The sequence below is a fragment of the Streptomyces fagopyri genome (genome assembly GCF_009498275.1).
Classification (GTDB): Bacteria; Actinomycetota; Actinomycetes; order Streptomycetales; family Streptomycetaceae; genus Streptomyces; species Streptomyces fagopyri.
Genome location: NZ_CP045643.1, coordinates 5,590,282 through 5,614,191 on the forward strand (window position 1 = coordinate 5,590,282; position 23,910 = coordinate 5,614,191).

Below are 23,910 nucleotides of genomic sequence, written 5' to 3' on the forward strand. Positions count from 1 at the left end.
CGTTGTTTGAGAACTGCACAGTGGACGCGAGCATCTGTGGCCAAGTTTTTAAGGGCGCACGGTGGATGCCTTGGCACCAGGAACCGATGAAGGACGTGGGAGGCCACGATAGTCCCCGGGGAGTCGTCAACCAGGCTTTGATCCGGGGGTTTCCGAATGGGGAAACCCGGCAGTCGTCATGGGCTGTCACCCTTGTCTGAACACATAGGGCAAGTGGAGGGAACGCGGGGAAGTGAAACATCTCAGTACCCGCAGGAAGAGAAAACAACCGTGATTCCGGGAGTAGTGGCGAGCGAAACTGGATGAGGCCAAACCATATGCGTGTGAGACCCGGCAGGGGTTGCGTATGTGGGGTTGTGGGATTTCTCTTTCACGGTCTGCCGGCCGTGAGACGAGTCAGAAACCGTTGATGTAGGCGAAGGACATGCGAAAGGTCCGGCGTAGAGGGTAAGACCCCCGTAGTCGAAACATCAACGGCTCGTTTGAGAAACACCCAAGTAGCACGGGGCCCGAGAAATCCCGTGTGAATCTGGCGGGACCACCCGCTAAGCCTAAATATTCCCTGGTGACCGATAGCGGATAGTACCGTGAGGGAATGGTGAAAAGTACCGCGGGAGCGGAGTGAAATAGTACCTGAAACCGTGTGCCTACAAGCCGTGGGAGCGTCGGATACGTGCTTGCACGTATCTCGTGACTGCGTGCCTTTTGAAGAATGAGCCTGCGAGTTTGCGGTGTGTTGCGAGGTTAACCCGTGTGGGGAAGCCGTAGCGAAAGCGAGTCCGAATAGGGCGATTTAGTAGCGCGCTCAAGACCCGAAGCGGAGTGATCTAGCCATGGGCAGGTTGAAGCGGCTGTAAGAGGTCGTGGAGGACCGAACCCACCAGGGTTGAAAACCTGGGGGATGACCTGTGGTTAGGGGTGAAAGGCCAATCAAACTCCGTGATAGCTGGTTCTCCCCGAAATGCATTTAGGTGCAGCGTCGTGTGTTTCTTGCCGGAGGTAGAGCACTGGATAGGCGATGGGCCCTACCGGGTTACTGACCTTAGCCAAACTCCGAATGCCGGTAAGTGAGAGCGCGGCAGTGAGACTGTGGGGGATAAGCTCCATGGTCGAGAGGGAAACAGCCCAGAGCATCGACTAAGGCCCCTAAGCGTACGCTAAGTGGGAAAGGATGTGGAGTCGCACAGACAACCAGGAGGTTGGCTTAGAAGCAGCCACCCTTGAAAGAGTGCGTAATAGCTCACTGGTCTAGTGATTCCGCGCCGACAATGTAGCGGGGCTCAAGCGTACCGCCGAAGTCGTGTCATTGCAGCAATAGGGCCAACGCCTGCTGTGATGGGTAGGGGAGCGTCGTGTGCCGGGTGAAGCCGCGCCGGAAGGCAGTGGTGGACGGTTCACGAGTGAGAATGCAGGCATGAGTAGCGATACACACGTGAGAAACGTGTGCGCCGATTGACTAAGGGTTCCTGGGTCAAGCTGATCTGCCCAGGGTAAGTCGGGACCTAAGGCGAGGCCGACAGGCGTAGTCGATGGATAACCGGTTGATATTCCGGTACCCGCTGTGAAGCGTCAAACATTGAACCAGGCGATGCTAAGTCCGTGAAGCCGCCCTGGAGCCTTCGGGCAAAGGGGAGTGGTGGAGCCGACGGACCAGACCTGCAGTAGGTGAGTGATGGGGTGACGCAGGAAGGTAGTCCATCCCGGGCGGTGGTTGTCCCGGGGTAAGGGTGTAGGCCGTGTGATAGGCAAATCCGTCACACATCAAGGCTGAGACCTGATGCCGAGCCGATTGTGGTGAAGTGGATGATCCTATGCTGTCGAGAAAAGCCTCTAGCGAGTTTCATGGCGGCCCGTACCCTAAACCGACTCAGGTGGTCAGGTAGAGAATACCGAGGCGTTCGGGTGAACTATGGTTAAGGAACTCGGCAAAATGCCCCCGTAACTTCGGGAGAAGGGGGGCCATCTTTGGTGATCCGATTTACTCGGTGAGCTGGGGGTGGCCGCAGAGACCAGCGAGAAGCGACTGTTTACTAAAAACACAGGTCCGTGCGAAGCCGTAAGGCGATGTATACGGACTGACGCCTGCCCGGTGCTGGAACGTTAAGGGGACCGGTTAGTCAAACTTCGGTTTGGCGAAGCTGAGAACTTAAGCGCCAGTAAACGGCGGTGGTAACTATAACCATCCTAAGGTAGCGAAATTCCTTGTCGGGTAAGTTCCGACCTGCACGAATGGCGTAACGACTTCTCGACTGTCTCAACCATAGGCCCGGTGAAATTGCACTACGAGTAAAGATGCTCGTTTCGCGCAGCAGGACGGAAAGACCCCGGGACCTTTACTACAGTTTGATATTGGTGTTCGGTTCGGCTTGTGTAGGATAGGTGGGAGACTTTGAACTCTGAGCGCCAGCTCAGGGGGAGTCGTCGTTGAAATACCACTCTGGTCGTGCTGGATGTCTAACCTGGGTCCGTGATCCGGATCAGGGACAGTGTCTGATGGGTAGTTTAACTGGGGCGGTTGCCTCCTAAAGAGTAACGGAGGCGCCCAAAGGTTCCCTCAGCCTGGTTGGTAATCAGGTGTTGAGTGTAAGTGCACAAGGGAGCTTGACTGTGAGACCGACGGGTCGAGCAGGGACGAAAGTCGGGACTAGTGATCCGGCGGTGGCTTGTGGAAGCGCCGTCGCTCAACGGATAAAAGGTACCCCGGGGATAACAGGCTGATCTTCCCCAAGAGTCCATATCGACGGGATGGTTTGGCACCTCGATGTCGGCTCGTCGCATCCTGGGGCTGGAGTCGGTCCCAAGGGTTGGGCTGTTCGCCCATTAAAGCGGTACGCGAGCTGGGTTTAGAACGTCGTGAGACAGTTCGGTCCCTATCCGCTGTGCGCGTAGGAATATTGAGAAGGGCTGTCCCTAGTACGAGAGGACCGGGACGGACGAACCTCTGGTGTGCCAGTTGTCCTGCCAAGGGCATGGCTGGTTGGCTACGTTCGGGAGGGATAACCGCTGAAAGCATCTAAGCGGGAAGCCTGCTTCGAGATGAGTATTCCCACCCCCTTTGAGGGGTTAAGGCTCCCAGTAGACGACTGGGTTGATAGGCCGGATCTGGAAGGCGGGTAACCGCTGGAGGTGACCGGTACTAATAGGCCGAGGGCTTGTCCTCAGTTGCTCGCGTCCACTGTGTTGGTTCTGAAACCACGAACAACCGTCGTAGCTTTGCCACGGCTCCGGTTGACAGTTTCATAGTGTTTCGGTGGTCATAGCGTGAGGGAAACGCCCGGTTACATTCCGAACCCGGAAGCTAAGCCTCACAGCGCCGATGGTACTGCAGGGGGGACCCTGTGGGAGAGTAGGACGCCGCCGAACAAATTTTGAAGGAGACCCCCGTACCGGGAAATCGGTGCGGGGGTTTTCTGCGTTCTGGATCGTTTTGTTTTGTGGGGCCCCTTGAGACAAGAGGCCCCTTTTTTGTGCCGGCTTACAGGCGTCCTGCCGCTTTGAGAGCCAGATACGCGTCCGCGAGAGCGGGCGGCAGGTCGTCCGGGGTCGCGTCCACGACCGTGACTCCATGACGCGTCAAGTGCTCGGCCGTGCGACGGCGTTCCGACTGGGCGTGCGCCGCTGCGGCCGCCTCGTACACGGCCTCGGTGTTTCCGCGGGCCTTCGCCATACGGGCGATGTGTGGATCGGCCACCGATGCCACCAGGACCGTATGGCGCTGTGTGAGACGGGAGAGTACGGGGAGCAGACCCTCCTCGACCGGGGCGGCGTCGAGTGTCGTCAGCAGGACGATCAGGGAGCGGCGTGGGGCCGTACGGAGTGCGGTGGCCGTCAGGCCGCGTGCGTCGGTCTCGACGAGCTCGGGCTCCAGGGTGGCCATCGCGGCGACCAGGGAGGGCAGGACGTCGCCCGCGGAGCGGCCCTGGACGAGGGCGCGCACCCGGCGGTCGTACGCGAGGAGGTCCACACGGTCGCCGGCCCGCGAGGCCAGTGCCGCGAGGAGGAGGGCCGCGTCCAGAGAGGCGTCGAGGCGCGGGGCGTCACCCACACGGCCCGCCGACGTACGGCCCGTGTCGACGACCAGGAGGATGTGGCGGTCGCGTTCGGGACGCCAGGTGCGGACGGCGACGGTGGAGTGGCGGGCCGTGGCACGCCAGTCGATGGACCGGGTGTCGTCGCCCGCGACGTACTCGCGCAGACTGTCGAACTCGGTGCCCTCTCCGCGGGTCAGGACGCTGGTGCGGCCGTCGAGTTCGCGGAGCCGGGCCAGTTTGGACGGGAGATGCTTGCGGCTGGTGAACGGGGGCAGGACGCGCACCGTCCACGGGACCTGGTGGCTGCCCTGGCGGGAGAACAGACCGAGCGGACCGTACGAGCGGACCGTGACGCGGTCGGCGTGCCGGTCGCCGCGGCGGGTGGGGCGCAGCCGGGTCGTGAGCCGGCGGCGTTCGCCCGGCGGGACCGTCAGCCGGTGCCGGGACGCGGCCACCTCGGAGCCGGGCTCCCAGCTGCTCGGGGGCCAGGCGTCGCGCAGGCGGGCACGCAGGGGGCGGCCCGAGGGGTTGGTGACGGTCAGGGTGACGTCGGCGGTCTCGCCCAGGCGTACGGACGTGTCGCCCGAGCGGGTCAGACCGAGACGGCGTACCGGTGCGGCGAGCGCGGCGTCGCAGGCACAGGCCAGTGCCAGGGGCGCGTTCACGGCGAGAATGCCCGTCCAGCTCGGTTCCCAGATGCCGACGGGCAGGGTGCCGAGGGCCGCCAGGAGGGCGGCGCGTCCGGTGAGCGCCATCAGCGGGGCACGGGGACGTGGGCGAGGATCGCGTTGATGACCGAGTCGGTGGTCACGCCCTCCATCTCGGCCTCGGGGCGGAGCTGGATGCGGTGGCGGAGCGTGGGCAGGGCCAGGGCCTTCACATCGTCCGGGATGACGTAGTCGCGGCCGGTCAGCCAGGCCCAGGCGCGGGCCGTCGCGAGGAGGGCCGTCGCGCCGCGTGGGGAGACGCCGAGGGTGAGGGACGGAGATTCGCGGGTGGCGCGGCAGATGTCCACCACATAGCCGGTGATCTCGGGGGAGACCGTGGTCTTGGCGACGGCGGCGCGCGCGGCCTCCAGGTCGGCCGGGCCCGCCACCGGGCGTACGCCGGCGGCGCGCAGGTCGCGCGGGTTGAATCCCTCGGCGTGCCGGGTGAGGACGTGGATCTCGTCCTCGCGGGAGGGGAGAGGGATCGTCAGCTTGAGGAGGAAGCGGTCCAGTTGGGCTTCCGGCAGGGGATACGTTCCCTCGTACTCGACCGGGTTCTGGGTGGCGGCGACGAGGAAGGGCTCGGGGAGCAGTCGGGGTGTGCCGTCGACCGTGACCTGGCGTTCCTCCATCGCTTCGAGGAGGGACGACTGCGTCTTCGGCGGGGTGCGGTTGATCTCGTCGGCCAGCAGCAGGTTGGTGAAGACCGGGCCGGGCTGGAAGGAGAACTCGGCGGTGCGGGCGTCGTAGACGAGTGAGCCGGTGATGTCGCTCGGCATCAGGTCGGGGGTGAACTGGACGCGCTTGGTGTCGAGTTCCAGGGCCGAGGCGAGGGCGCGGACGAGCAGCGTCTTGGCGACCCCGGGGACTCCTTCGAGCAGGACGTGTCCGCGGCACAGGAGGGCGACGACGAGGCCGGTCACGGCGGGGTCCTGGCCGACCACGGCTTTGGCGATCTCGGCGCGCAGGGCTTCCAGGGAGGAGCGGGCGGCGCCCGGATCCCCGGTGTACCCGGCGTTGTCAGTGGTCGGGGCCATCATGAACGGCGTACCTCACTTTCGAGGGCGTCTAGTCGGTCGGCGAGGGAGACGAGGGCCGCGTCGTCGCGGGGCGGCGGGCCGAAGAGCAGGGGGTGCAGGGAGGACTGTCCGTCGCCGTGGAGCTGGGCGGACAGGGCGGGGAGCAGGGCCTCGGGCGCGTGCGCCTGGGCGGGGGAGACACCGACGAGGGGGGCGAGGCGGGTGCGGGTGGCGGAGCGCAGGGCGCCGGCGGCGCGGTCGCGGGCGTTGGCCTTGCGGTAGAGGCGGGCACGGCCTTCGACGGTCTCGGAGGCGCGGATCGCGACGGGCAGGCGTTCGGGTACGAGGGGTCCGAGCCGGCGTGCCCGCCAGAAGGCGGCCAGGCCTGCCGCGATGAAGAGCTGCAGGGTGCCCCAGAGCCAGCCCGAGGGCAGCAGGTCGAGGAAGCTCTTGCCGCCCGCGTCGGTCGCCGAGGTGTCGGAGAGGGAGGGGAGGTACCAGACCAGGTGCGGGCGGGAACCGAGCAGTTGGAGGGTGAGCGAGGCGTTGCCCTGCTTGTCGAGTCGGTTGTTGTAGAGGATGTCGGGGGCGCCGACGACGACGGTGTCGCCTTTCCCGGAAGGTGCCGGGAGGCGCAGCAGGGTCGGCAGGCCGTCGCTGCGGTAGCAGGAGTCGGCGCCGAGGTCGGTGGTGGTGTAGCGGATGCCGCCGGTGTCGGCGGTGCCCGCGCGCCGGGCGGCCGGCAGGTCGCAGTCGGGCGAGAGCGCCGAGTCGAAGCTGATCGCGGGGTCGGCGGTGACGCCCGGGGCGAGGGTGCCGAGGGAGGGGGCGCCGGCGGCGATCAGGATCGTGCGTCCGCCGGAGTTCGCGGTGGCCCGGTGGAGGCCGCTCTGCTGGCCGTCGGTGAGGAGGTCGGGGGCGGCGACGAGGAGGGTGGTGTCGGGGCCGGCCGCCGCGCGTGCCTCGTCCAGGGTGGTGACCACACGGGTGGAGACGCCCTGGTCGCCCAGGAGTTCGGCGGTGGCGCGGCTGCCGTAGGGGTCGGCGGAGCGCGGGTCGAGTCTGCCGTGCTCGGCGCCGGAGCGGATCGCGGCGATCGCCACGGCGGCCGCCAGCAGGATCACGACCCCGAGGGTGATTCCCCGGGCGCGCGTCCACACCTGGCGGGCGGTGGGCGAGGCCGAGGTGGAGGCGGGGGCGGCCTCGGTCATGAGGCGGCTCCGTGGCCGGTGGGGTGGGCGCTGCCGGTCAGCACGGGTCTGCTGCGCTCCAGGTCGCGGTCGAGCCCGGTGAGGCGGCCGTACGTGCCGGCGTCGGCGGGCCGTCCGCCGTACGTGACGTCGTCGAAGTCGCGGGCGGCGGCGCGCAGTCGGTCCGTGTGTCCGGGCAGGGTGCGGCCCGCCTCGGCGGCGGCCTCGTCCGCCGTGCGGCCGGGGCGCGGGTCGAGGAGCGCGCGCTCCTCCAGGGAGCGGACGACGGCGCGCATGCGCTCCTGGACGGCTTGGTTCCAGTGGCCCTGGGCGGCGTGGGCCTCGGCCGCCGCGCGGTGTTCGGCGGCGCTGCGGGGGCGGTCGTCGAAGAGCGCGGCGGCGGAGGTGGGTGTGCGGTGCGGGGTGCCCAGGCGCCACCAGAGGGCGGCGACGACGGCGAGTACGGCCAGCACGATCACCAGAAGGCCGAGGGTGCCGCCGGGGGTCGCGGAGGAAGCGGCGCCGAACAGTTTGTCGACCCAGTGCCAGAAGGCGTTCAGGGCGCGTTGGACCAGGCTGGGTTCGTTCTCGTGGTACATCCGCTTGGACAGTTCGCGCCTGGCCGCCTCCCGCGCGGGGTCGCGCGGGATCGTCACCGGTGGCTCGTCGCCGCCGCGCGGCAGTGCGAGGACGGCCGCCGCGCCGGTGTGCGGCAGCGCTCGCAGCGCTGTGAGAACTCCCCCCGCCGGGCTCACTCCGTCAGCTCCCCGCAGTGGTGCCGGGGGCGTGGGATCCGTAGTCCTGTACGCCGGCGGCGCGGGCCAGGTCGAGGTCGAGGGCCTCGCGGCGGATGCGCTGGTCGATGTAGAGGAGCACGGTGACGCCCGCGGTGATCGGGAAGGTGAGCATGGATCCGATGATCGAGCCGATCCCGCTGATGACGAGGAACGTCCAGCCGAGGCTGCCGCTGCTGCTGTCGAGGAAGCCGCTGATGCCGTCGCCACTGAGGGCTGCGGCGAGGACGGCGAACGGGATGACGACGATCGACGCGACGATGTTGGCGATGATCGTGGCGAGCAGCTGGATGCCGAAGATCCGCCACCAGGAGCCGCGGACGAGTTTCACGGAGCGGCTCATCGACTTGAAGACGCCCTGCTTCTCCAGCATGAGCGCGGGCGAGGCGAGCGAGAAGCGGATCATCAGCCAGAGGGCCACCACGCCCGCGCCGAGTCCGCCCAGCACGGCGAGCGCGGCGCCGGCGCCGCCCGAGCCGCTGATCGCGACGAGCACGCCCGGCAGGACACCGACGCCGATGATCGCGCAGGCGAGGAGTGGCAGCAGGAGGGTCAGGCCGAACAGCTTCAGCAGCCGCGGCCGGGCGTCACGCCAGGCCTCGGTGGCGGTGACGGGCTTGCCGAGCACCGCGCGGCTGGTGACGGAGGTGAGCAGCGCCGTCGCGACGATGGTGCCGAGCAGGGTGATGAGCAGGACGACGCCCGAGCTGAGCACGGCCTCGCCCAGGGCGTGGCTCAGTTCGCCGACGGTGGCGCTCGGGTCGTCGAGGGCGTCGGAGCCGGCGTTGTCGTCGAGGAAGAAGCCCTGGAGCAGGATGACCGCGACCTGCGTGACGACGGCGACGGTCAGCGAGATGCCCAGCACCGTGCGCCAGTACGTACGCATCGTGGAGACCGCACCGTCGAGGATCTCGCCGACACCGAGCGGGCGCAGCGGGATGACACCGGGCTTGGCGGCGGGAGGCGGTCCGCCCCAGCCGGTGGGACCCCCTGGTCCGCCTCCGGGGCCGCCCCAGGCTCCGTAGCCGCCGCGCTGCCCCGCCGGGCCGCCGGGGCCGGGCGGGGGTGGCGGGGTCGGGCCGGGGCCCTGGGGGCCGGGAGCGGACCACTGGCCGGGCGGGGGCTGCTCCTTGGACCACTTCGACGGCGGCTCCGGCTCGTTGGTGCCGGCCTGCTGCGGGGGCTGGTCCGTGGGCTGCGGCGCGGTGCCGGAGCCGTCGGGCTCCCGCCCGTCGGAGGGGGCGGATCCGGGCGAGGCCCAGCCCGGAGAGTCGTTCATCGTCGCTCCTTCACGGTGCCCGTCCGCGGGACGCGGCGGCAGGTTGGCAGCCATCGTGCCACGGTGTGCCCGGCAGGGGACCGGCCGCCGTATGGGCTGCACATCTTCAATTGTCCGCCGGGTACGGGGCAGACTGGGCGGATGGCTGATCAGTACGCTCAATCTCGCGAGCACGACAGGCCGATGGAGATACCGGCGATCCGCTGGGAGGAACCGCCTGAAGGGCCCGTAGTGGTCCTTCTCGACCAGACGCGGCTGCCGGCCGAGGAAGTCGAGTTGGTGTGCACGGATGCCTCGACGCTGGTGGAGGCGATCCGCACGCTGGCCGTGCGCGGTGCGCCGGTGCTCGGCATCGCGGGGGCGTACGGTGTCGCGCTCGCCGCCGTGCGCGGCTTCGACGTCGAGGACGCCGCGCGTGCGCTGGCCGGGGCACGGCCGACGGCGGTGAACCTCGCCGTGGGTGTGCGCCGGGCGCAGGCGGCGTATCGGGGGGCGCTCTCGGACGGTGGTGATCAGCGGGCGGCCGGGGAGGCGGCGCTCGCGGCGGCGCGGGCGCTGCACGGGGAGGACGCCCGGGCCAGTGCCCGGATGGCCGTGCACGGGCTGGCGCTGCTGGACGAGCTGCTGCCGGGCGGTGGCCACCGGATCCTGACCCACTGCAACACCGGGGCGCTGGTGTCCGGAGGGGAGGGCACGGCTTTCGCGGTGGCCCTCGCGGCGCATCGGGTGGGGCAGTTGCGGCGGCTGTGGGTGGATGAGACGCGTCCGCTGCTGCAGGGTGCCCGCCTCACGGCTTACGAAGCGGCGCGCAACGGAATGGCGTACACCCTGCTCACGGACAACGCGGCGGGATCGCTGTTCGCGGCGGGTGAGGTGGACGCGGTGCTCGTCGGGGCCGATCGGATCGCCGCCGACGGTTCGGTGGCGAACAAGGTGGGGAGCTACCCGCTCGCGGTGCTGGCCCGCTATCACCATGTGCCGTTCATCGTGGTGGCGCCGGTGACGACGGTGGATCCGGACACCCCGGACGGAGCGTCCATCGAGGTCGAGCAGCGCCCCGGTCATGAGGTGACCGAGCTCACGGCGCCGCAGGTGCCGGTGGTGGGGATGGAAGCGGGGGGCGGGATACCGGTGGCACCCCTGGGGACCCAGGCGTACAACCCGGCATTCGACGTGACGCCGCCCGAGTTGGTGACGGCGATCGTGACCGAGGAGGGCGTTGTCTCGCCCGTGACGGCTGAGGCGCTGGCCGAGCTGTGTGACAGGTCGCGGCAGGTGACCATTCAGCCGATGGGATGATGTCCCGCGCCGGTCGGGGAGAGCCGTTCGACGAGAGCCGGCCGACGAGAGCCGTTCGACGAAGAGGGCCCCTCCATCTCCGGCGGTCGGCCGGGAGGGGGGCCGGTTTTCGTCACCCGAACAACGGATCGGGTTTTGCCGTCGAAAGTGAGCCGGTGGACGGACTCCGGTCCGGTGCCGGTTGCGAGGGGGACGTCCGTCGAAGAGACGCCGCAGGTGGCGCCGGACGGTGACGGCCGCGCCGTGACCCGCTAGGTTGGCGTGCGTCGTCGCCCCTGGGCGTTCGAGCCGGAAGACCGCGCGCTGCCACAGGCCGGCGGGCTGACATGCGCCGCCGACGTCGGCGTCGGCGGACAGGGGCAGACAGTGACGGCCCCATACGACTATCGTCACAGGTCAGTGAGCCTGCTCACCTGCACCTCCTTCACCGTTATGAGAATGGGATGATGTCGTTTATGAAGGGACGAGTCCTTGTCGTCGATGACGACACCGCACTGGCCGAGATGCTCGGCATCGTGTTGCGTGGTGAAGGTTTTGAGCCGTCTTTCGTAGCCGACGGCGACAAGGCGCTGGCCGCTTTCCGTGAGACCAAGCCCGATCTGGTGCTTCTGGACCTGATGCTTCCCGGCCGGGACGGCATCGAGGTGTGCCGCCTGATCAGGGCGGAGTCCGGGGTACCGATCGTGATGCTCACGGCGAAGAGCGACACCGTCGATGTCGTGGTGGGCCTCGAGTCGGGTGCCGACGACTACATCGTGAAGCCGTTCAAGCCGAAGGAACTGGTGGCACGGATCAGGGCGCGGCTGCGCCGTTCCGAGGAGCCGGCGCCGGAGCAGCTGGCCATCGGCGACCTCGTGATCGACGTCGCCGGTCACTCCGTGAAGCGGGACGGGCAGTCGATCGCGCTGACGCCGCTGGAGTTCGACCTCCTGGTGGCGCTGGCGCGCAAGCCCTGGCAGGTGTTCACGCGTGAGGTGCTCCTGGAGCAGGTGTGGGGTTACCGGCACGCGGCGGACACCCGGCTGGTGAACGTCCACGTCCAGCGGCTGCGCTCCAAGGTCGAGAAGGACCCGGAGCGGCCGGAGATCGTGGTGACCGTCCGAGGCGTCGGTTACAAGGCGGGACCGAGCTGACGTGTCCAGGGACAGTGCCGCTTCGGCGCCCGGACAGCCGGGGATCCGCGCGGAGCGGCCTGTCGGCCGGAACATGACGGGCTCCGGCTGGGAGCGGCTCATGGCGGGCGGGCTGCTCCAGGGCGGAGTCAAGGGCAGCCCGATCCTCCGGCTGCTCATGCGCTGGGTGCGCCGTCCGCTGCTGCCGGTGATGCGGCTGTGGCGGCGCAACATCCAGCTCAGGATCGTCGTCACGACGCTCCTGATGTCCCTGGGCGTCGTCCTGCTGCTCGGCTTCGTCGTGATCGGGCAGGTGCGCAACGGTCTGCTGGACGCCAAGGTGAAGGCGTCACAGAGCCAGGCGACCGGCGGTTTCTCGGTGGCCAAGCAGAAGGCGGACGCGACCGCCACGGCCAACGGTGACGCCGGGTCCGGCACGGACGACCGTCTGTCCAAGAACGTCAGCCAGTGGATGACCGACCTCGTGGTGTCCCTCTCCAGCGGTGGCCAGGGCGCCTTCGACGTGGTGACGCTCAGTTCGGGCGCGCCCGGTTCCGGTGGCGCCGGGCTCGGGCCGCGCTCCTCGGGCGACGTCGATCCGACGCTGAGCGTGCCGGAGAACCTGCGGACCCGCGTCGACAGCAGCACGCTGGCGGCCCAGAGCTACACCCGTGTCGTCTACAAGGACGGCACGCAGTCGCAGCCCGCGCTGGTCGTCGGCAAGCAGGTCAACGACCCCAACGGAGACCCGTACCAGCTGTACTACCTCTTCCCGCTGACGCAGGAGGAGAAGTCGCTGAGCCTGGTCAAGGGCACGCTCGCGACGGCCGGGCTGTTCGTCGTGGTGCTGCTGGGGGCCATCGCCTGGCTCGTGGTGCGCCAGGTCGTCACGCCGGTGCGGATGGCGGCGGGTATCGCCGAGCGGCTGTCCGCCGGGCATCTGCAGGAGCGGATGAAGGTCACCGGCGAGGACGACATCGCGCGGCTCGGCGAGGCCTTCAACAAGATGGCGCAGAACCTCCAGCTGAAGATCCAGCAGCTGGAGGACCTGTCGCGGATGCAGCGCCGCTTCGTGTCGGACGTGTCGCACGAGCTGCGTACGCCGCTGACGACCGTCCGGATGGCGGCCGACGTCATCCACGACGCGCGCGTGGACTTCGATCCGATGACCGCCAGGTCGGCCGAACTGCTCGCCGATCAGCTGGACCGGTTCGAGACGCTGCTCGCGGACCTGCTGGAGATCAGCCGGTTCGACGCGGGCGCGGCGGCGCTGGAGGCCGACGCGATCGACCTCAGGGAGGTCGTACGCCGGGTGGTCAGCGGCGCCGAGCCGCTCGCCGAGCGCAAGGGTTCCCCGATACGCATCGTCGGCGACGCGCAGCCCGTGATCGCCGAGGCGGACGCCCGCCGGGTGGAGCGGGTGCTGCGCAATCTCGTCGTCAACGCCGTGGAGCACGGCGACGGCAGGGAGGTCGTGGTCAAGCTGGCCGCGGCGGGCGGAGCGGTCGCCATCGCGGTGCGTGACTACGGCGTGGGGCTCAAGCCCGGCGAGGCGACCCGGGTCTTCAGCCGCTTCTGGCGCGCGGACCCGGCCCGCGCGCGGACCACCGGCGGCACCGGACTCGGGCTGTCGATCGCCCTGGAGGACGCCCGTCTGCACGGCGGATGGCTCCAGGCGTGGGGTGAGCCGGGCGGTGGTTCGCAGTTCCGGCTGACGCTGCCGCGGACCGCGGACGAACCGCTGCGGGGGTCCCCGATACCCCTGGAGCCCAAGGACTCACGGCGTAACCGCGGACTCAGCGAGGCGGGACTGCCGTCCGGCGGTGGCGGCAAGCTCGCCACGGTGCCGGCGCAGTCCACGGGCGGTCACGCGCCGCCGCCGATGCCGCCGCGCACATCCATGGAGTCGCGGATGGCCGGGGTGTCGCCCACGGCGGACCCGACGGCGCTGCCGGGCAACGGCGCGCGCGTGGTGCCGCGGCCGGCCGGGGCCGTTCGGCGGCCGGACACACCCGCGGCGGGTGGGGAGCGGACCGCGGAAGACCGCGGCGAGCACGAGGAGCTCGGACAAGGGGAGACACGTGGGCGCTGACCGGGAGGGGAGCGGCCGGCTGCGTCCCGTACGCGTGGGGGTGTACCTCGGCTGCGGCGCGCTGCTGCTGACCGGGTGCGCGTCGATGCCCGACAGCGGGGATCTGCAGGGCGTCGAGTCCACGCCGCGGCAGGACTCGCAGGTCCGCGTCTTCGCGCTGCCGCCGCGCGAGGACGCCCGGCCCTCCGAGATCGTGCAGGGGTTCCTGGAGGCACTGACCAGTGACGACGCGCAGTACAAGACGGCGCTCAAGTATCTGACGACGGCCGCCCGCAAGAGCTGGGACCCCTTCGGGTCCACGACCGTCCTCACCGACGGGCCCGACGCCAAGTCGGAGCAGTCGGTGAACTCCCAGGACGACGACGGCAGCTACGCGTACGTGCTGACCGGGACGAAGGTCGCCACGGTCAACGACCAGCACGCGTACACGCCGGACTCGGCCGCCTACCGCGCGACGGTGCACCTCACCCGGCAGAAGGACACCAAGCAGTGGCGCATCGACGGGCTGCCGCAGGGCGTGGTGATGGGCAACTCCGACTTCCAACGCAACTACGTGTCCGTCAACAAGTACTACTTCGCCTCGAACGCGCCCTCCGGGCCGGGCGGACAGCCGGGGACCGTCGCCGATCCGGTCTACGTGCGGGAGAAGGTGGACCCGATGACCGAGATGGTCCGGGCGCTGCTGAAGGGGCCCACCCGCTGGCTCGATCCGGTGGTGACGTCGAGCTTCCCGTCCGGCACGGACCTGAAGGCGGGCGTCACCTCGCTGTCGCCCGACGACCGCAACAAGGTGACGGTCCCGCTGAACCACAGGGCCGACCACGTCGGTGAGGCCCAGTGCGACAAGATGGCGGCCCAGCTCCTGCTCACCTTCCGGGACCTGACGCCCACGGGCGTCGACGAGGTGGAGCTCCAGCGGTCGAACGGTTCGCAGCTGTGCGATCTCGGCGAGGACCGCGCCGAGATCGTCGCCTCGCGCGGTACACCCGAACACCCCGGCTACGAGTACTTCATCGACGGGAAGCAGCGGCTCGTACGGCTGTCCAGCCGCAACGGCGACAAGGAGCCCGACCCGGTGCCCGGCGCGCTGGGCGAGGGCGGCAGGAAACTGCGGGCCGCCGCGGTGTCGCGGGACGAGAACAGCGCGGCCGGCGTGTCGGCCGACGGGAGTTCGCTGTACGTCGGCTCGCTGGTGTCGGGCGCCTCGCTCGGGGACGCGGTGCTGCGAAGCCAGGGCAAGACGGCCCAGGACCGGCTGACGACGCCCAGTTGGGACGGGCGGGGCGACCTGTGGGTGGCCGACCGCGATCCCGCGAACCCCCGGTTGCTGCTGCTGGAGAAGGGCGCGGGCCAGCCGTTGCAGGTGTCGACGCCGGCACTCGACGGGCGTGTCCAGGCGGTGCGGGTGGCGGCCGACGGGGTACGGATCGCGCTGATCGTCGAGAAGAACGGCAAGAGTTCCCTGCAGATCGGACGTATCGACCGGGACGTCAAGGCCGGGGAGCGGCCCAGCGTCTCGGTCAGTGAACTGCACTCGGTCGCACCGCAGCTGGAGGAGGTCACGGCCATGTCGTGGGCCGGGGACAGCCGGCTCGTGGTCGTCGGGCGGGAGTCCGAGGGGGTGCTGCAGATGCGGTACGTCCAGGTCGACGGCTCCACACCGGTGGGCGCGGCGCCCTCCGCGCTGACGGGGGTGAAGGAGATCGCCGCGTCCGAGGACGAGAGGCTGCCGCTGGTGGCGCACTCGGAGGAGGACGGGATCGTGCGGCTGTCGTCCGGCGAGCAGTGGCAGAAGGTCGTCAAGAACGGCACGGCGCCGGTGTACCCCGGGTAGGCAGGTCCGGTTCTCTGCCGCCTGCGTGTCGAAGGCGGAGGCCGAGACGGGGTCGGCGGGTCGTCCTGGGGTTCCGGGGCGGCCCCGTCCGCGTTCCTGGGGGCGTCCGGGGTGTTCGGGGTCTCGGGGCAGCTCGGCGCAGCTCGGGGGTCCGCGGGGTGTCTCGGGGGCTTGGGTGATTCATGCGGTTTCCCGCGGCTTCGTGCGCTTCCGCGGGGCTCCGCGGGCCGGTCCGGCGGGCGTCCCTTTCGAGAGTCGGTCCCACGGGTGACGGGCGTCCCGTTGTCCACCCGGTTGTCCACAGGCGGTTGTCCACAGGGGTGGCCGGTCGGTCGCGGTGTTGGCACAGTGGTGGACATGCGGGCGTGGTGGCAGGACCTCACCGACCTGGTGCTGCCGGCCGAGTGCGGAGGCTGCGGGAGACCTCGCACGGTGCTCTGCCCCGAGTGCCGTGCCGCCCTGAGCGGGGCCTCACCGCGCCGGGCGCGTCCGGATCCGGCGCCGCCCGGTCTACCGGTCGTGCACGCGGCGGCGCCGTACGAGGACGAGGTGCGCGCGGCACTGCTCGCGCACAAGGAACGGGGGGTGCTGACACTGGCGACACCACTGGGAACGGCCCTGGCGGGGGCTGTGAGGGCGGCTTTGGGGTACCGGCTGCTCCTGGGCCCGCACAGACCTCCGGCGGCCTCGGACGGGCCTGTGGGCGAGGGGAGCGGGTGGCTGGGCCCCCGCGGTGGGCCGGGGTCCGTGGTGCTGGTTCCGGTGCCGTCCGCGCGGCGGGCGGTGCGGGCGCGCGGCCACGATCCGGCGCGCCGGATCGCTCTCGCGGCCGCCGGTGAACTGAGGCGCGCGGGAGCGCCGGTCCGGGTGCTGACCGTGCTCCGGCAGCGACGCGTCGTGGCCGACCAGGCGGGACTCAACTCCCGGCAGCGGCTGCGCAATCTCGCGGGCGCGCTGGAGGTCGTCCCGGAAGGCGTGCGCCTGCTGGCGGGCGCCGGGAGGGTGGTGCTGGTGGACGACCTGATGACGACGGGGGCCTCCCTGGCGGAGGCGGCGCGCGCCGTACGGGTGGCCGTGGCGGGCGCCGATGCATACGGGAGGGGAGCCGGGGAAGCAACGGGGAAACGGATGCGGAGACGAGTGGGGAAAAGGATGACCGAGGCAACGACAGACCGCGAGGACCGGAAACCGGAAGCCCGGGGAATGACGGACACCGGCGGAGTCGGCGCCATGATCTGTGCGGCTGTGGTCGCAGCCTCGCCGGATGGTTTCGAAATCAACCGGAACTGACTGAGAACTTCCATCGTTGCTGGTAATGACCAGGTCAATTCACCTGAACGGAGGTACGCCGCAGTAGAGGGTGACGACATCCGTCCGGGCGAGATATGTTCGGTTGTGAGGCAGTGGCGCCGGCCACACCTCGTAAATCCGAATGCCGTGCTGCGGGTTTCTGAATCACCCGCCCGCCATGGGGTGTAGATCTTGCCCATGGGGGAGGAGGAGGTGGAAAGTCACCGAGTCCGAGGTTCCGGGGCTCACCGGAATCTGGTGCAAAAGGGAGATGCTCCGCCTGTGGAGCGGGGCTATCCGGGAACGGAGTTCTGCGTGGACATCGTCGTCAAGGGCCGCAAGACCGAGGTGCCCGAGCGGTTCCGCAAGCACGTGGCCGAGAAGCTGAAGCTGGAGAAGATCCAGAAGCTCGATGGCAAGGTGATCAGCCTCGACGTCGAGGTGTCCAAGGAGCCCAACCCCCGGCAGGCCGACCGTTGTGACCGAGTGGAGATCACGCTCCGCTCCCGCGGTCCGGTGATCCGGGCGGAGGCAGCGGCGAGCGACCCGTATGCAGCACTCGACCTGGCGGCGGACAAGCTCGAAGCCCGACTGCGCAAGCAGCACGACAAGCGCTACACCCGCCGTGGCAACGGCCGGCTCTCGGCGGCCGAGGTCGCCGACCACGTGCCGGGTGCCGCGACACTGAACGGGAACGGGAGCGTTGTCCACGAGGACGAGCCCGACAGTGTGCCGACCAAGAAGATCGGCTCCCTGGAGGTCATGGGCGAAGGGCCCCTCGTGGTCCGGGAGAAGACCCACGTGGCCGCCCCGATGACGCTCGACCAGGCGCTCTACGAGATGGAGCTGGTCGGGCACGACTTCTATCTGTTCGTCGACTCCGAGACCAAGGAGCCGAGCGTCGTCTATCGGCGGCACGCGTACGACTACGGCGTCATCCACCTCAGTACGGACCCGATGGTCACCCAGGCCGGATCGGACGCGCCGGGCGGTGCGCTCGGCGGCTGAGACCCGCCCCGATGACGACTGAGCCGGTGCCCCTGGTGCGCGCGTGCGCCCCCAGGGGCACCGGTGTGCGACCACTTCGCGACCCGCTCTGTCACCCCGCTGTCGCCCGGGCATGAAATCATGGCGGCACCGGCCCCAACCGGGGGGCCGTTGCCTTGGGTTGGCGATGGCACAGGAACACGGGCCACGGCCTTCAGGGGGAGGAACGATGGCGGACAGCTTCGGACCGATGCGTGTCGAGGACGCCGACGGCGGGACCGCCGGCATGAGCCCGGACGCGGGCGCCTCGCGCAAGGAGCCCATCCGCGTCCTCGTCGTGGACGACCACGCCCTCTTCCGCCGCGGTCTGGAGATCGTGCTCGCGGCCGAGGAGGACATCCAGGTCGTCGGCGAGGCGGGTGACGGGGCGGAGGCGGTCGACAAGGCGGCCGACCTGCTCCCGGACATCGTGCTGATGGACGTACGCATGCCGAAACGGGGCGGCATCGAGGCATGCACCTCCATCAAGGAGGTGGCCCCCAGTGCGAAGATCATCATGCTGACGATCAGCGACGAGGAGGCCGACCTCTACGACGCGATCAAGGCCGGCGCGACCGGATATCTCCTCAAGGAGATCTCCACGGACGAGGTGGCCACGGCCATTCGCGCGGTCGCGGACGGGCAGTCGCAGATCAGCCCTTCGATGGCGTCGAAACTGCTCACCGAGTTCAAGTCGATGATCCAGCGCACCGACGAGCGCAGGCTGGTGCCCGCGCCGCGGCTCACCGAACGCGAACTGGAAGTCCTCAAGCTCGTCGCGACCGGGATGAACAACCGCGATATCGCCAAGCAGTTGTTCATCTCCGAGAACACGGTGAAGAACCACGTGCGCAACATCCTGGAGAAGCTCCAGCTGCACTCCAGGATGGAAGCGGTGGTGTACGCGATGCGGGAGAAGATCCTCGAGATCCGGTAGGCCACCGCGCCCGACCCCACCGGACTCCCGCCGCGCCGCGGAGGGCGGTGCGGCGCGGGGATCGGCGTGAGGTGGGCGGTCCGGCGCCGGCACCGACCGGTGCGTGCCCCAGGCGCGGGCCGGTCGATCGGCCGGTCGCCACGACGCGGTCCCGTCGGCCGGTTCGGTCCGTCACCGCGACATGGTCCCGCCGGCCGGTCACCATGACGCGGGCCGCCGGGGCTGTCGCCGCGCGGTCGGGCGGTCCGGGTGGCGTCACCCGAGGGCGCGCGCCAGCTCCCTCGTCAGCGGGTCGCGCAGCTCGGGCGCGTCCACCCGCTCCACGCGTACGTTCGTGCAGTCCACCCAGCTCGCCGCCTCCACCAGGGCCTGGGCCACCGCGGGGACCGCCTTGGCGCCGTCCAGGGTGACCTGCTTGGCGACCAGGGTGCGGCCCTCCCGGGCGGGATCCACCCGGCCGACCAGCCGGCCACCGGCGAGGACCGGCATCGCGAAATAGCCATGGATCCGCTTCGGCTTGGGCGTGTAGGCCTCCAGCCGGTGGGTGAAGCCGAAGACGCGCTCCGTCCGGGCCCGCTCCCAGATCAGCGAGTCGAACGGGGACAGCAGCGTCGTACGGTGACGGCCGCGCGGCGCCGTCTCCAGGGCCGCGGGATCGGCCCACGCCGGCTTGCCCCAGCCCTCCACCGCCACCGGGACCAGCCCCGAGTCCGCGATCACCGCGTCGACCTGCTCGCCCCTGAGGCGGTGGTAGTCGGCGATGTCCGCACGGGTGCCGACGCCCAGGGACTGGCCCGCCAGGCGGACCAGGCGGCGCAGGCACTCCGTGTCGTCCAGCTGGTCGTGGAGCAGGGCTTCGGGGACGGCGCGCTCCGCGAGGTCGTACACCCGCTTCCAGCCGCGGCGCTCGGTGCACACCACCTCGCCGTACATCAGCGCGCGCTCGACGGCGACCTTCGTGCCCGACCAGTCCCACCACTCGCTGGTCCTCTTCGCACCGCCCAAGTCCGTGGCCGTGAGGGGGCCTTCGGTGCGGAGCTGCTTGATGACCTGCTCGTAGGTGCCGTCCGGCAGTGCGTGGTTCCAGTGCGGGCGGGCGCGGTAGGCGCGGCGGCGGAAGGCGAAGTGGGGCCACTCCTCGATGGGGAGGATGCAGGCCGCGTGGGACCAGTACTCGAAGGCGTGAGCGGCGCCGTCGGCCCCCGGCGTCCAGTAGGCCTCGTCCACCGTCCCGCGGCCCACCGCGCCCAGCCGGGCGTACGGGACGAGTTCGTGCGAGCGGGCGAGGACCGAGATCGTGTCGAGCTGGACCGCGCCCAGGTGCCGAAGGACTCCGCGGACACCGGACCTGCGGTCCGGCGCGCCGAGGAAGCCCTGGGCGCGCAGCGCGATGCGGCGGGCCTCGTCGGCGGAGAGGTCGGTGGCGGGACGCGGGAGACTCGTCATGCCCGCACGATAGGCGGTGCCACTGACAGTGGGGCCGGAGCCCGGGGTCCGGGGGCCGCGGAGCCCTCCGCAGACGGCCTGGGCGGTGGGTGGAACGGGCGGACGGGCGGACGGCTGGACGGGCTGTGGACGGTGGGCCCGACCGGTGGATGGACGGGCCGGTGCGGCACGGGGTGTGCCCGATTCCGGTGCCGCGCCGACCGTGCCGGGTTCAGGGGTTCGACGCGCCGGAGGGGGCCGGGAGGTACGGCGCCGTCGAGGGCAGGCCCAGGTCCGAGGGGAGCAGGGAGCCGACCCAGCAGTCGCGGCGTACGCCCTTGTTGTTGATGGCGGAGCGCAGGGTGCCCTCCACGGTGAAGCCGGCTCGTTCGGCCACCGCGCGGGAGGCCCGGTTGCCGACCTCGGCGCGCCATTCGACACGGTCGACGGCGAGGCTGGTGAACGCCCAGCGGGAGGCGGCGACGGTGGCCTCGGTGAGGTAGCCGTTGCCGCGGTGCTCCTTCGTGGCCCAGAAGCCGACCTCGCCGACACCCAGGGAACGCATGGTGATGCCGAGCATGCCCGCCAGTTCCCCGGAGGGAAGGAAGACGCCGAAGGTGAACATGGAGCCGTCCGCCCAGCCGTCGGGCACCATCTGGTCCGTGAAACCCGCCGCGTGCTCGTGGAGATAGGGCGACGGGATCGTGGTCCAGCGCTGGATGTCGGGATCCTGGACGGCGTCGAACACGGCGTCGGTGTCGCACGAGCCCACGGTGCGCAGGAGCAGACGGTCGGTGGTGAGCGTGACGGGGTCCATCGGCCGATTCTGCTCGGGCTGCCGCGAGGGCGCCATTCCTTTGCCGTGGGTGATGCTTCGGCTACTTTTCGCAGCGTGGACGCGGCACCTTACGCAACCCCTGTCCGTTGTCCTAGTGGCTGTCGTGGGCAGACCTCCCGGCGCGGTGGGGTCCTCGCTTACGATGGCCGTTGCTAAAGCTGCTCTTGACACCGCCATTCAAACCGACCGTCCCAGGCCCGACCGGCAAGGAGACAAACCCCCGTGTCCGTCCTCTCGAAGATCATGCGTGCAGGCGAAGGCAAGATCCTGCGCAAGCTGCACCGCATCGCGGACCAGGTCAACTCCATCGAAGAGGACTTCGTCGACCTCTCCGACGCCGAGCTGAGGGCCCTCACCGATGAGTACAAGCAGCGGTACGCCGACGGCGAGAGCCTCGACGACCTGCTGCCCGAGGCGTTCGCCACGGTCCGCGAGGCCGCCAAGCGCGTCCTCGGCCAACGTCACTACGACGTGCAGATGATGGGTGGCGCGGCGCTCCACCTCGGCTACGTCGCGGAGATGAAGACCGGTGAGGGCAAGACCCTGGTCGGCACGCTGCCCGCCTATCTGAACGCCCTCTCCGGAGACGGCGTCCACCTCATCACGGTCAACGACTACCTGGCCGAGCGCGACTCCGAAATGATGGGTCGCGTCCACAAGTTCCTGGGCCTGAACGTCGGCTGCATCCTGGCCAACATGACGCCGGCCCAGCGCCGCGAGCAGTACGCGTGCGACATCACCTACGGCACGAACAACGAGTTCGGCTTCGACTACCTGCGCGACAACATGGCGTGGGCCCAGGACGAACTCGTCCAGCGCGGCCACAACTTCGCGATCGTCGACGAGGTCGACTCCATCCTCGTCGACGAGGCCCGTACGCCGCTGATCATCTCCGGCCCGGCCGACCAGGCCACCAAGTGGTACGGCGACTTCGCCAAGCTGGTCACCCGCCTGAAGAAGGGCGAGGCAGGCAACCCGCTCAAGGGCATCGAGGAGACCGGCGACTACGAGGTCGACGAGAAGAAGCGCACCGTCGCCATCCACGAGCCCGGCGTGGCCAAGGTCGAGGACTGGCTGGGTATCGACAACCTGTACGAGTCGGTGAACACCCCGCTCGTCGGTTACCTGAACAACGCCATCAAGGCCAAGGAACTCTTCAAGAAGGACAAGGACTACGTCGTCATCGACGGCGAGGTCATGATCGTCGACGAGCACACCGGCCGTATCCTCGCCGGCCGCCGCTACAACGAGGGCATGCACCAGGCGATCGAGGCGAAGGAAGGGGTGGACATCAAGGACGAGAACCAGACCCTCGCCACGATCACCCTGCAGAACTTCTTCCGCCTCTACGGCAAGCTCTCCGGCATGACCGGTACGGCGATGACCGAGGCCGCCGAGTTCCACCAGATCTACAAGCTCGGCGTCGTCCCGATCCCGACCAACAAGCCCATGGTCCGCAAGGACCAGTCGGACCTGATCTACCGCACCGAGGTGGCCAAGTTCGACGCGGTGGTCGACGACATCGCGGAGAAGCACGAGAAGGGGCAGCCGATCCTCGTCGGTACGACGTCGGTCGAGAAGTCCGAGTACCTCTCGCAGCAGCTCTCCAAGCGCGGCATCCAGCACGAGGTGCTGAACGCCAAGCAGCACGACCGTGAGGCCACGATCGTCGCCCAGGCGGGCCGCCGGGGCGCCGTGACCGTCGCCACGAACATGGCCGGCCGAGGCACCGACATCAAGCTCGGTGGCAACCCCGAGGACCTCGCCGAGGCCGAGCTGCGTCAGCGCGGCCTCGACCCCGAGGAGCACATCGAGGAGTGGGCCGCGGCCCTGCCCGCCGCGCTGGAGAAGGCCGAGCAGGCCGTCAAGGCGGAGAACGAGCAGGTCAAGGACCTCGGCGGGCTCTATGTGCTGGGCACCGAGCGCCACGAGTCCCGGCGTATCGACAACCAGCTGCGCGGTCGTTCCGGCCGTCAGGGAGACCCGGGCGAGTCCCGCTTCTACCTCTCCCTCGGTGACGACCTGATGCGCCTGTTCAAGGCCCAGATGGTCGAGCGCGTGATGTCGATGGCGAACGTGCCGGACGACGTGCCGATCGAGAACAAGATGGTCACGCGCGCGATCGCGTCCGCCCAGTCGCAGGTCGAGCAGCAGAACTTCGAGACCCGCAAGAACGTCCTGAAGTACGACGAGGTGCTCAACCGTCAGCGCGAGGTCATCTACGGCGAGCGCCGCCGCGTCCTGGAGGGCGAGGACCTGCAGGAGCAGATCCAGCACTTCATGGACGACACGATCGACGCGTACATCGCGGCCGAGACCGCCGAGGGCTTCGCCGAGGAGTGGGACCTCGACCGTCTGTGGGGCGCCTTCAAGCAGCTCTACCCGGTGAAGGCCACCGTCGACGAGCTGGAGGAGGCGGCCGGTGACCGCGCCGGTCTGACCGCCGAGTTCATCTCCGAGTCCGTCAAGGACGACATCCACGAGCAGTACGCGGCACGCGAGGAGCAGCTCGGCTCCGAGATCATGCGCGAGCTGGAGCGTCGGGTCGTGCTCTCGGTGCTGGACCGCAAGTGGCGTGAGCACCTCTACGAGATGGACTACCTCCAGGAGGGCATCGGTCTGCGCGCCATGGCGCAGAAGGACCCCCTGGTCGAGTACCAGCGCGAGGGCTTCGACATGTTCGGCGCCATGATGGACGGCATCAAGGAGGAGTCCGTCGGCTACCTGTTCAACCTGGAGGTCCAGGTCGAGCAGCAGGTCGAGGAGGTTCCGGTGGAGGACGCCGCGCCGTCGCTGCAGAAGGAGGACGTCGTCGCCGCGGGCGCGCGTCCCGAGATCCGCGCCAAGGGGCTCGACGCCCCGCAGCGTCCCGACCGTCTGCACTTCTCCGCGCCCACCGTGGACGGTGAGGGCGGCGTGGTCGAGGGTGACTTCGCCAACGACGACGAGCCCGTGCGCTCCGAGGCGGACGGCCTCACGCGCGCGGAGCGCCGCAAGCAGCAGAAGAGCGGCAGCCGCCGCCGCAAGAAGTGACGGC

15 protein-coding genes and 2 rRNA genes are annotated in these 23,910 nt (G+C 69.3%); 10 read left to right on the forward strand and 7 right to left on the reverse strand.

The window, feature by feature from the left end; translation table 11 throughout:
• Positions 1-38: 38 nt before the first annotated feature.
• Together GFH48_RS24115 and rrf are read left to right on the forward strand one after the other, a co-directional pair.
• Positions 39-3,160: ribosomal RNA gene (locus tag GFH48_RS24115) — 23S ribosomal RNA — on the forward strand.
• 86 nt (positions 3,161-3,246) lie between these two features.
• Positions 3,247-3,363: ribosomal RNA gene (gene rrf / locus GFH48_RS24120) — 5S ribosomal RNA — on the forward strand.
• Positions 3,364-3,475: 112 nt separating this feature from the next.
• Here rrf and GFH48_RS24125 read toward each other — a convergent pair.
• From GFH48_RS24125 to GFH48_RS24145, 5 genes are read right to left on the reverse strand one after another with little or no spacing between them, the layout of a single operon-like run.
• On the reverse strand, positions 3,476-4,786 hold the full coding sequence (locus GFH48_RS24125; protein WP_153290244.1) for a DUF58 domain-containing protein: 1,311 nt from the start codon (positions 4,784-4,786) through the stop codon (positions 3,476-3,478).
• Positions 4,786-5,775, reverse strand: coding sequence for an AAA family ATPase (locus GFH48_RS24130; protein ID WP_153290245.1), 990 nt, complete (start codon positions 5,773-5,775; stop codon positions 4,786-4,788). The genes GFH48_RS24125 and GFH48_RS24130 overlap by 1 nt, the downstream gene beginning before the upstream one ends.
• Entirely contained in the window at positions 5,775-6,968 is a 1,194-nt protein-coding gene (locus GFH48_RS24135; RefSeq protein ID WP_153290246.1) for a DUF4350 domain-containing protein, read from the reverse strand. Before GFH48_RS24135 ends, GFH48_RS24130 begins: the two co-directional genes overlap by 1 nt.
• On the reverse strand, positions 6,965-7,702 hold the full coding sequence (locus GFH48_RS24140) for a DUF4129 domain-containing protein (RefSeq protein WP_153290247.1): 738 nt from the start codon (positions 7,700-7,702) through the stop codon (positions 6,965-6,967). Before GFH48_RS24140 ends, GFH48_RS24135 begins: the two co-directional genes overlap by 4 nt.
• A 4-nt stretch (positions 7,703-7,706) precedes the next feature.
• Positions 7,707-9,020 (reverse strand): glycerophosphoryl diester phosphodiesterase membrane domain-containing protein, encoded by a 1,314-nt coding sequence (locus GFH48_RS24145; RefSeq protein ID WP_153290248.1) that lies wholly within the window; start codon positions 9,018-9,020, stop codon positions 7,707-7,709.
• Between the two features lie 141 nt (positions 9,021-9,161).
• On the opposite strand from GFH48_RS24145, the gene mtnA reads away from it, so the two are divergent.
• The 7 genes from mtnA to GFH48_RS24180 all read left to right on the forward strand — a co-directional run bounded on the left by mtnA (position 9,162) and on the right by GFH48_RS24180 (position 18,610).
• Positions 9,162-10,319 (forward strand): S-methyl-5-thioribose-1-phosphate isomerase, encoded by a 1,158-nt coding sequence (mtnA, locus tag GFH48_RS24150; protein WP_153290249.1) that lies wholly within the window; start codon positions 9,162-9,164, stop codon positions 10,317-10,319.
• Positions 10,320-10,762: 443 nt separating this feature from the next.
• Positions 10,763-11,452: a two-component system response regulator MtrA gene (gene mtrA / locus GFH48_RS24155; RefSeq protein WP_015659998.1), complete on the forward strand. Its 690-nt coding sequence runs from the start codon at positions 10,763-10,765 to the stop codon at positions 11,450-11,452.
• 1 nt (position 11,453) lies between these two features.
• Positions 11,454-13,523: an MtrAB system histidine kinase MtrB gene (gene mtrB / locus GFH48_RS24160; protein ID WP_153290250.1), complete on the forward strand. Its 2,070-nt coding sequence runs from the start codon at positions 11,454-11,456 to the stop codon at positions 13,521-13,523.
• On the forward strand, positions 13,513-15,357 hold the full coding sequence (locus GFH48_RS24165) for an LpqB family beta-propeller domain-containing protein (protein WP_153290251.1): 1,845 nt from the start codon (positions 13,513-13,515) through the stop codon (positions 15,355-15,357). Before mtrB ends, GFH48_RS24165 begins: the two co-directional genes overlap by 11 nt.
• Positions 15,358-15,714: 357 nt before the next feature.
• A complete protein-coding gene (locus GFH48_RS24170; RefSeq protein WP_153290252.1) occupies positions 15,715-16,647 on the forward strand; it encodes a ComF family protein in 933 nt (310 codons plus the stop codon).
• Positions 16,648-16,962: 315 nt separating this feature from the next.
• On the forward strand, positions 16,963-17,655 hold the full coding sequence (hpf, locus tag GFH48_RS24175; RefSeq protein ID WP_381237079.1) for a ribosome hibernation-promoting factor, HPF/YfiA family: 693 nt from the start codon (positions 16,963-16,965) through the stop codon (positions 17,653-17,655).
• Between the two features lie 208 nt (positions 17,656-17,863).
• Positions 17,864-18,610, forward strand: a complete 747-nt coding sequence (locus GFH48_RS24180) for a response regulator (RefSeq protein WP_153290254.1) — start codon at positions 17,864-17,866, stop codon at positions 18,608-18,610.
• A gap of 255 nt (positions 18,611-18,865) precedes the next feature.
• On the opposite strand, the gene GFH48_RS24185 is transcribed toward GFH48_RS24180, so the two are convergent.
• Positions 18,866-20,056, reverse strand: coding sequence for a winged helix-turn-helix domain-containing protein (locus tag GFH48_RS24185; RefSeq protein WP_153290255.1), 1,191 nt, complete (start codon positions 20,054-20,056; stop codon positions 18,866-18,868).
• 211 nt (positions 20,057-20,267) lie between these two features.
• Positions 20,268-20,852, reverse strand: a complete 585-nt coding sequence (locus GFH48_RS24190) for a GNAT family N-acetyltransferase (protein WP_153290256.1) — start codon at positions 20,850-20,852, stop codon at positions 20,268-20,270.
• A 243-nt stretch (positions 20,853-21,095) separates the two neighbouring features.
• Here GFH48_RS24190 and secA point away from each other — a divergent pair, with 243 nt between their 5' ends.
• The gene (gene secA / locus GFH48_RS24195; protein ID WP_153290257.1) at positions 21,096-23,906 is read left to right on the forward strand and encodes a preprotein translocase subunit SecA; all 2,811 of its coding nucleotides are present in this window, start codon (positions 21,096-21,098) and stop codon (positions 23,904-23,906) included.
• Positions 23,907-23,910: the final 4 nt, after the last annotated feature.

What these genes read in the sequence shown, in the direction of transcription:
- GFH48_RS24125 (WP_153290244.1), bottom strand. Translation starts at nt 4,786, where the DNA reads ATGGCGCTCACCGGACGCGCCGCCCTCCTGGCGGCCCTCGGCACCCTG.
- GFH48_RS24130 (WP_153290245.1), bottom strand. Translation starts at nt 5,775, where the DNA reads ATGGCCCCGACCACTGACAACGCCGGGTACACCGGGGATCCGGGCGCC.
- GFH48_RS24135 (WP_153290246.1), bottom strand. Translation starts at nt 6,968, where the DNA reads ATGACCGAGGCCGCCCCCGCCTCCACCTCGGCCTCGCCCACCGCCCGC.
- GFH48_RS24145 (WP_153290248.1), bottom strand. Translation starts at nt 9,020, where the DNA reads ATGAACGACTCTCCGGGCTGGGCCTCGCCCGGATCCGCCCCCTCCGAC.
- mtnA (WP_153290249.1), top strand. Translation starts at nt 9,162, where the DNA reads ATGGCTGATCAGTACGCTCAATCTCGCGAGCACGACAGGCCGATGGAG.
- mtrA (WP_015659998.1), top strand. Translation starts at nt 10,763, where the DNA reads ATGATGTCGTTTATGAAGGGACGAGTCCTTGTCGTCGATGACGACACC.
- GFH48_RS24170 (WP_153290252.1), top strand. Translation starts at nt 15,715, where the DNA reads ATGCGGGCGTGGTGGCAGGACCTCACCGACCTGGTGCTGCCGGCCGAG.
- GFH48_RS24180 (WP_153290254.1), top strand. Translation starts at nt 17,864, where the DNA reads ATGGCGGACAGCTTCGGACCGATGCGTGTCGAGGACGCCGACGGCGGG.
- GFH48_RS24185 (WP_153290255.1), bottom strand. Translation starts at nt 20,056, where the DNA reads ATGACGAGTCTCCCGCGTCCCGCCACCGACCTCTCCGCCGACGAGGCC.
- GFH48_RS24190 (WP_153290256.1), bottom strand. Translation starts at nt 20,852, where the DNA reads ATGGACCCCGTCACGCTCACCACCGACCGTCTGCTCCTGCGCACCGTG.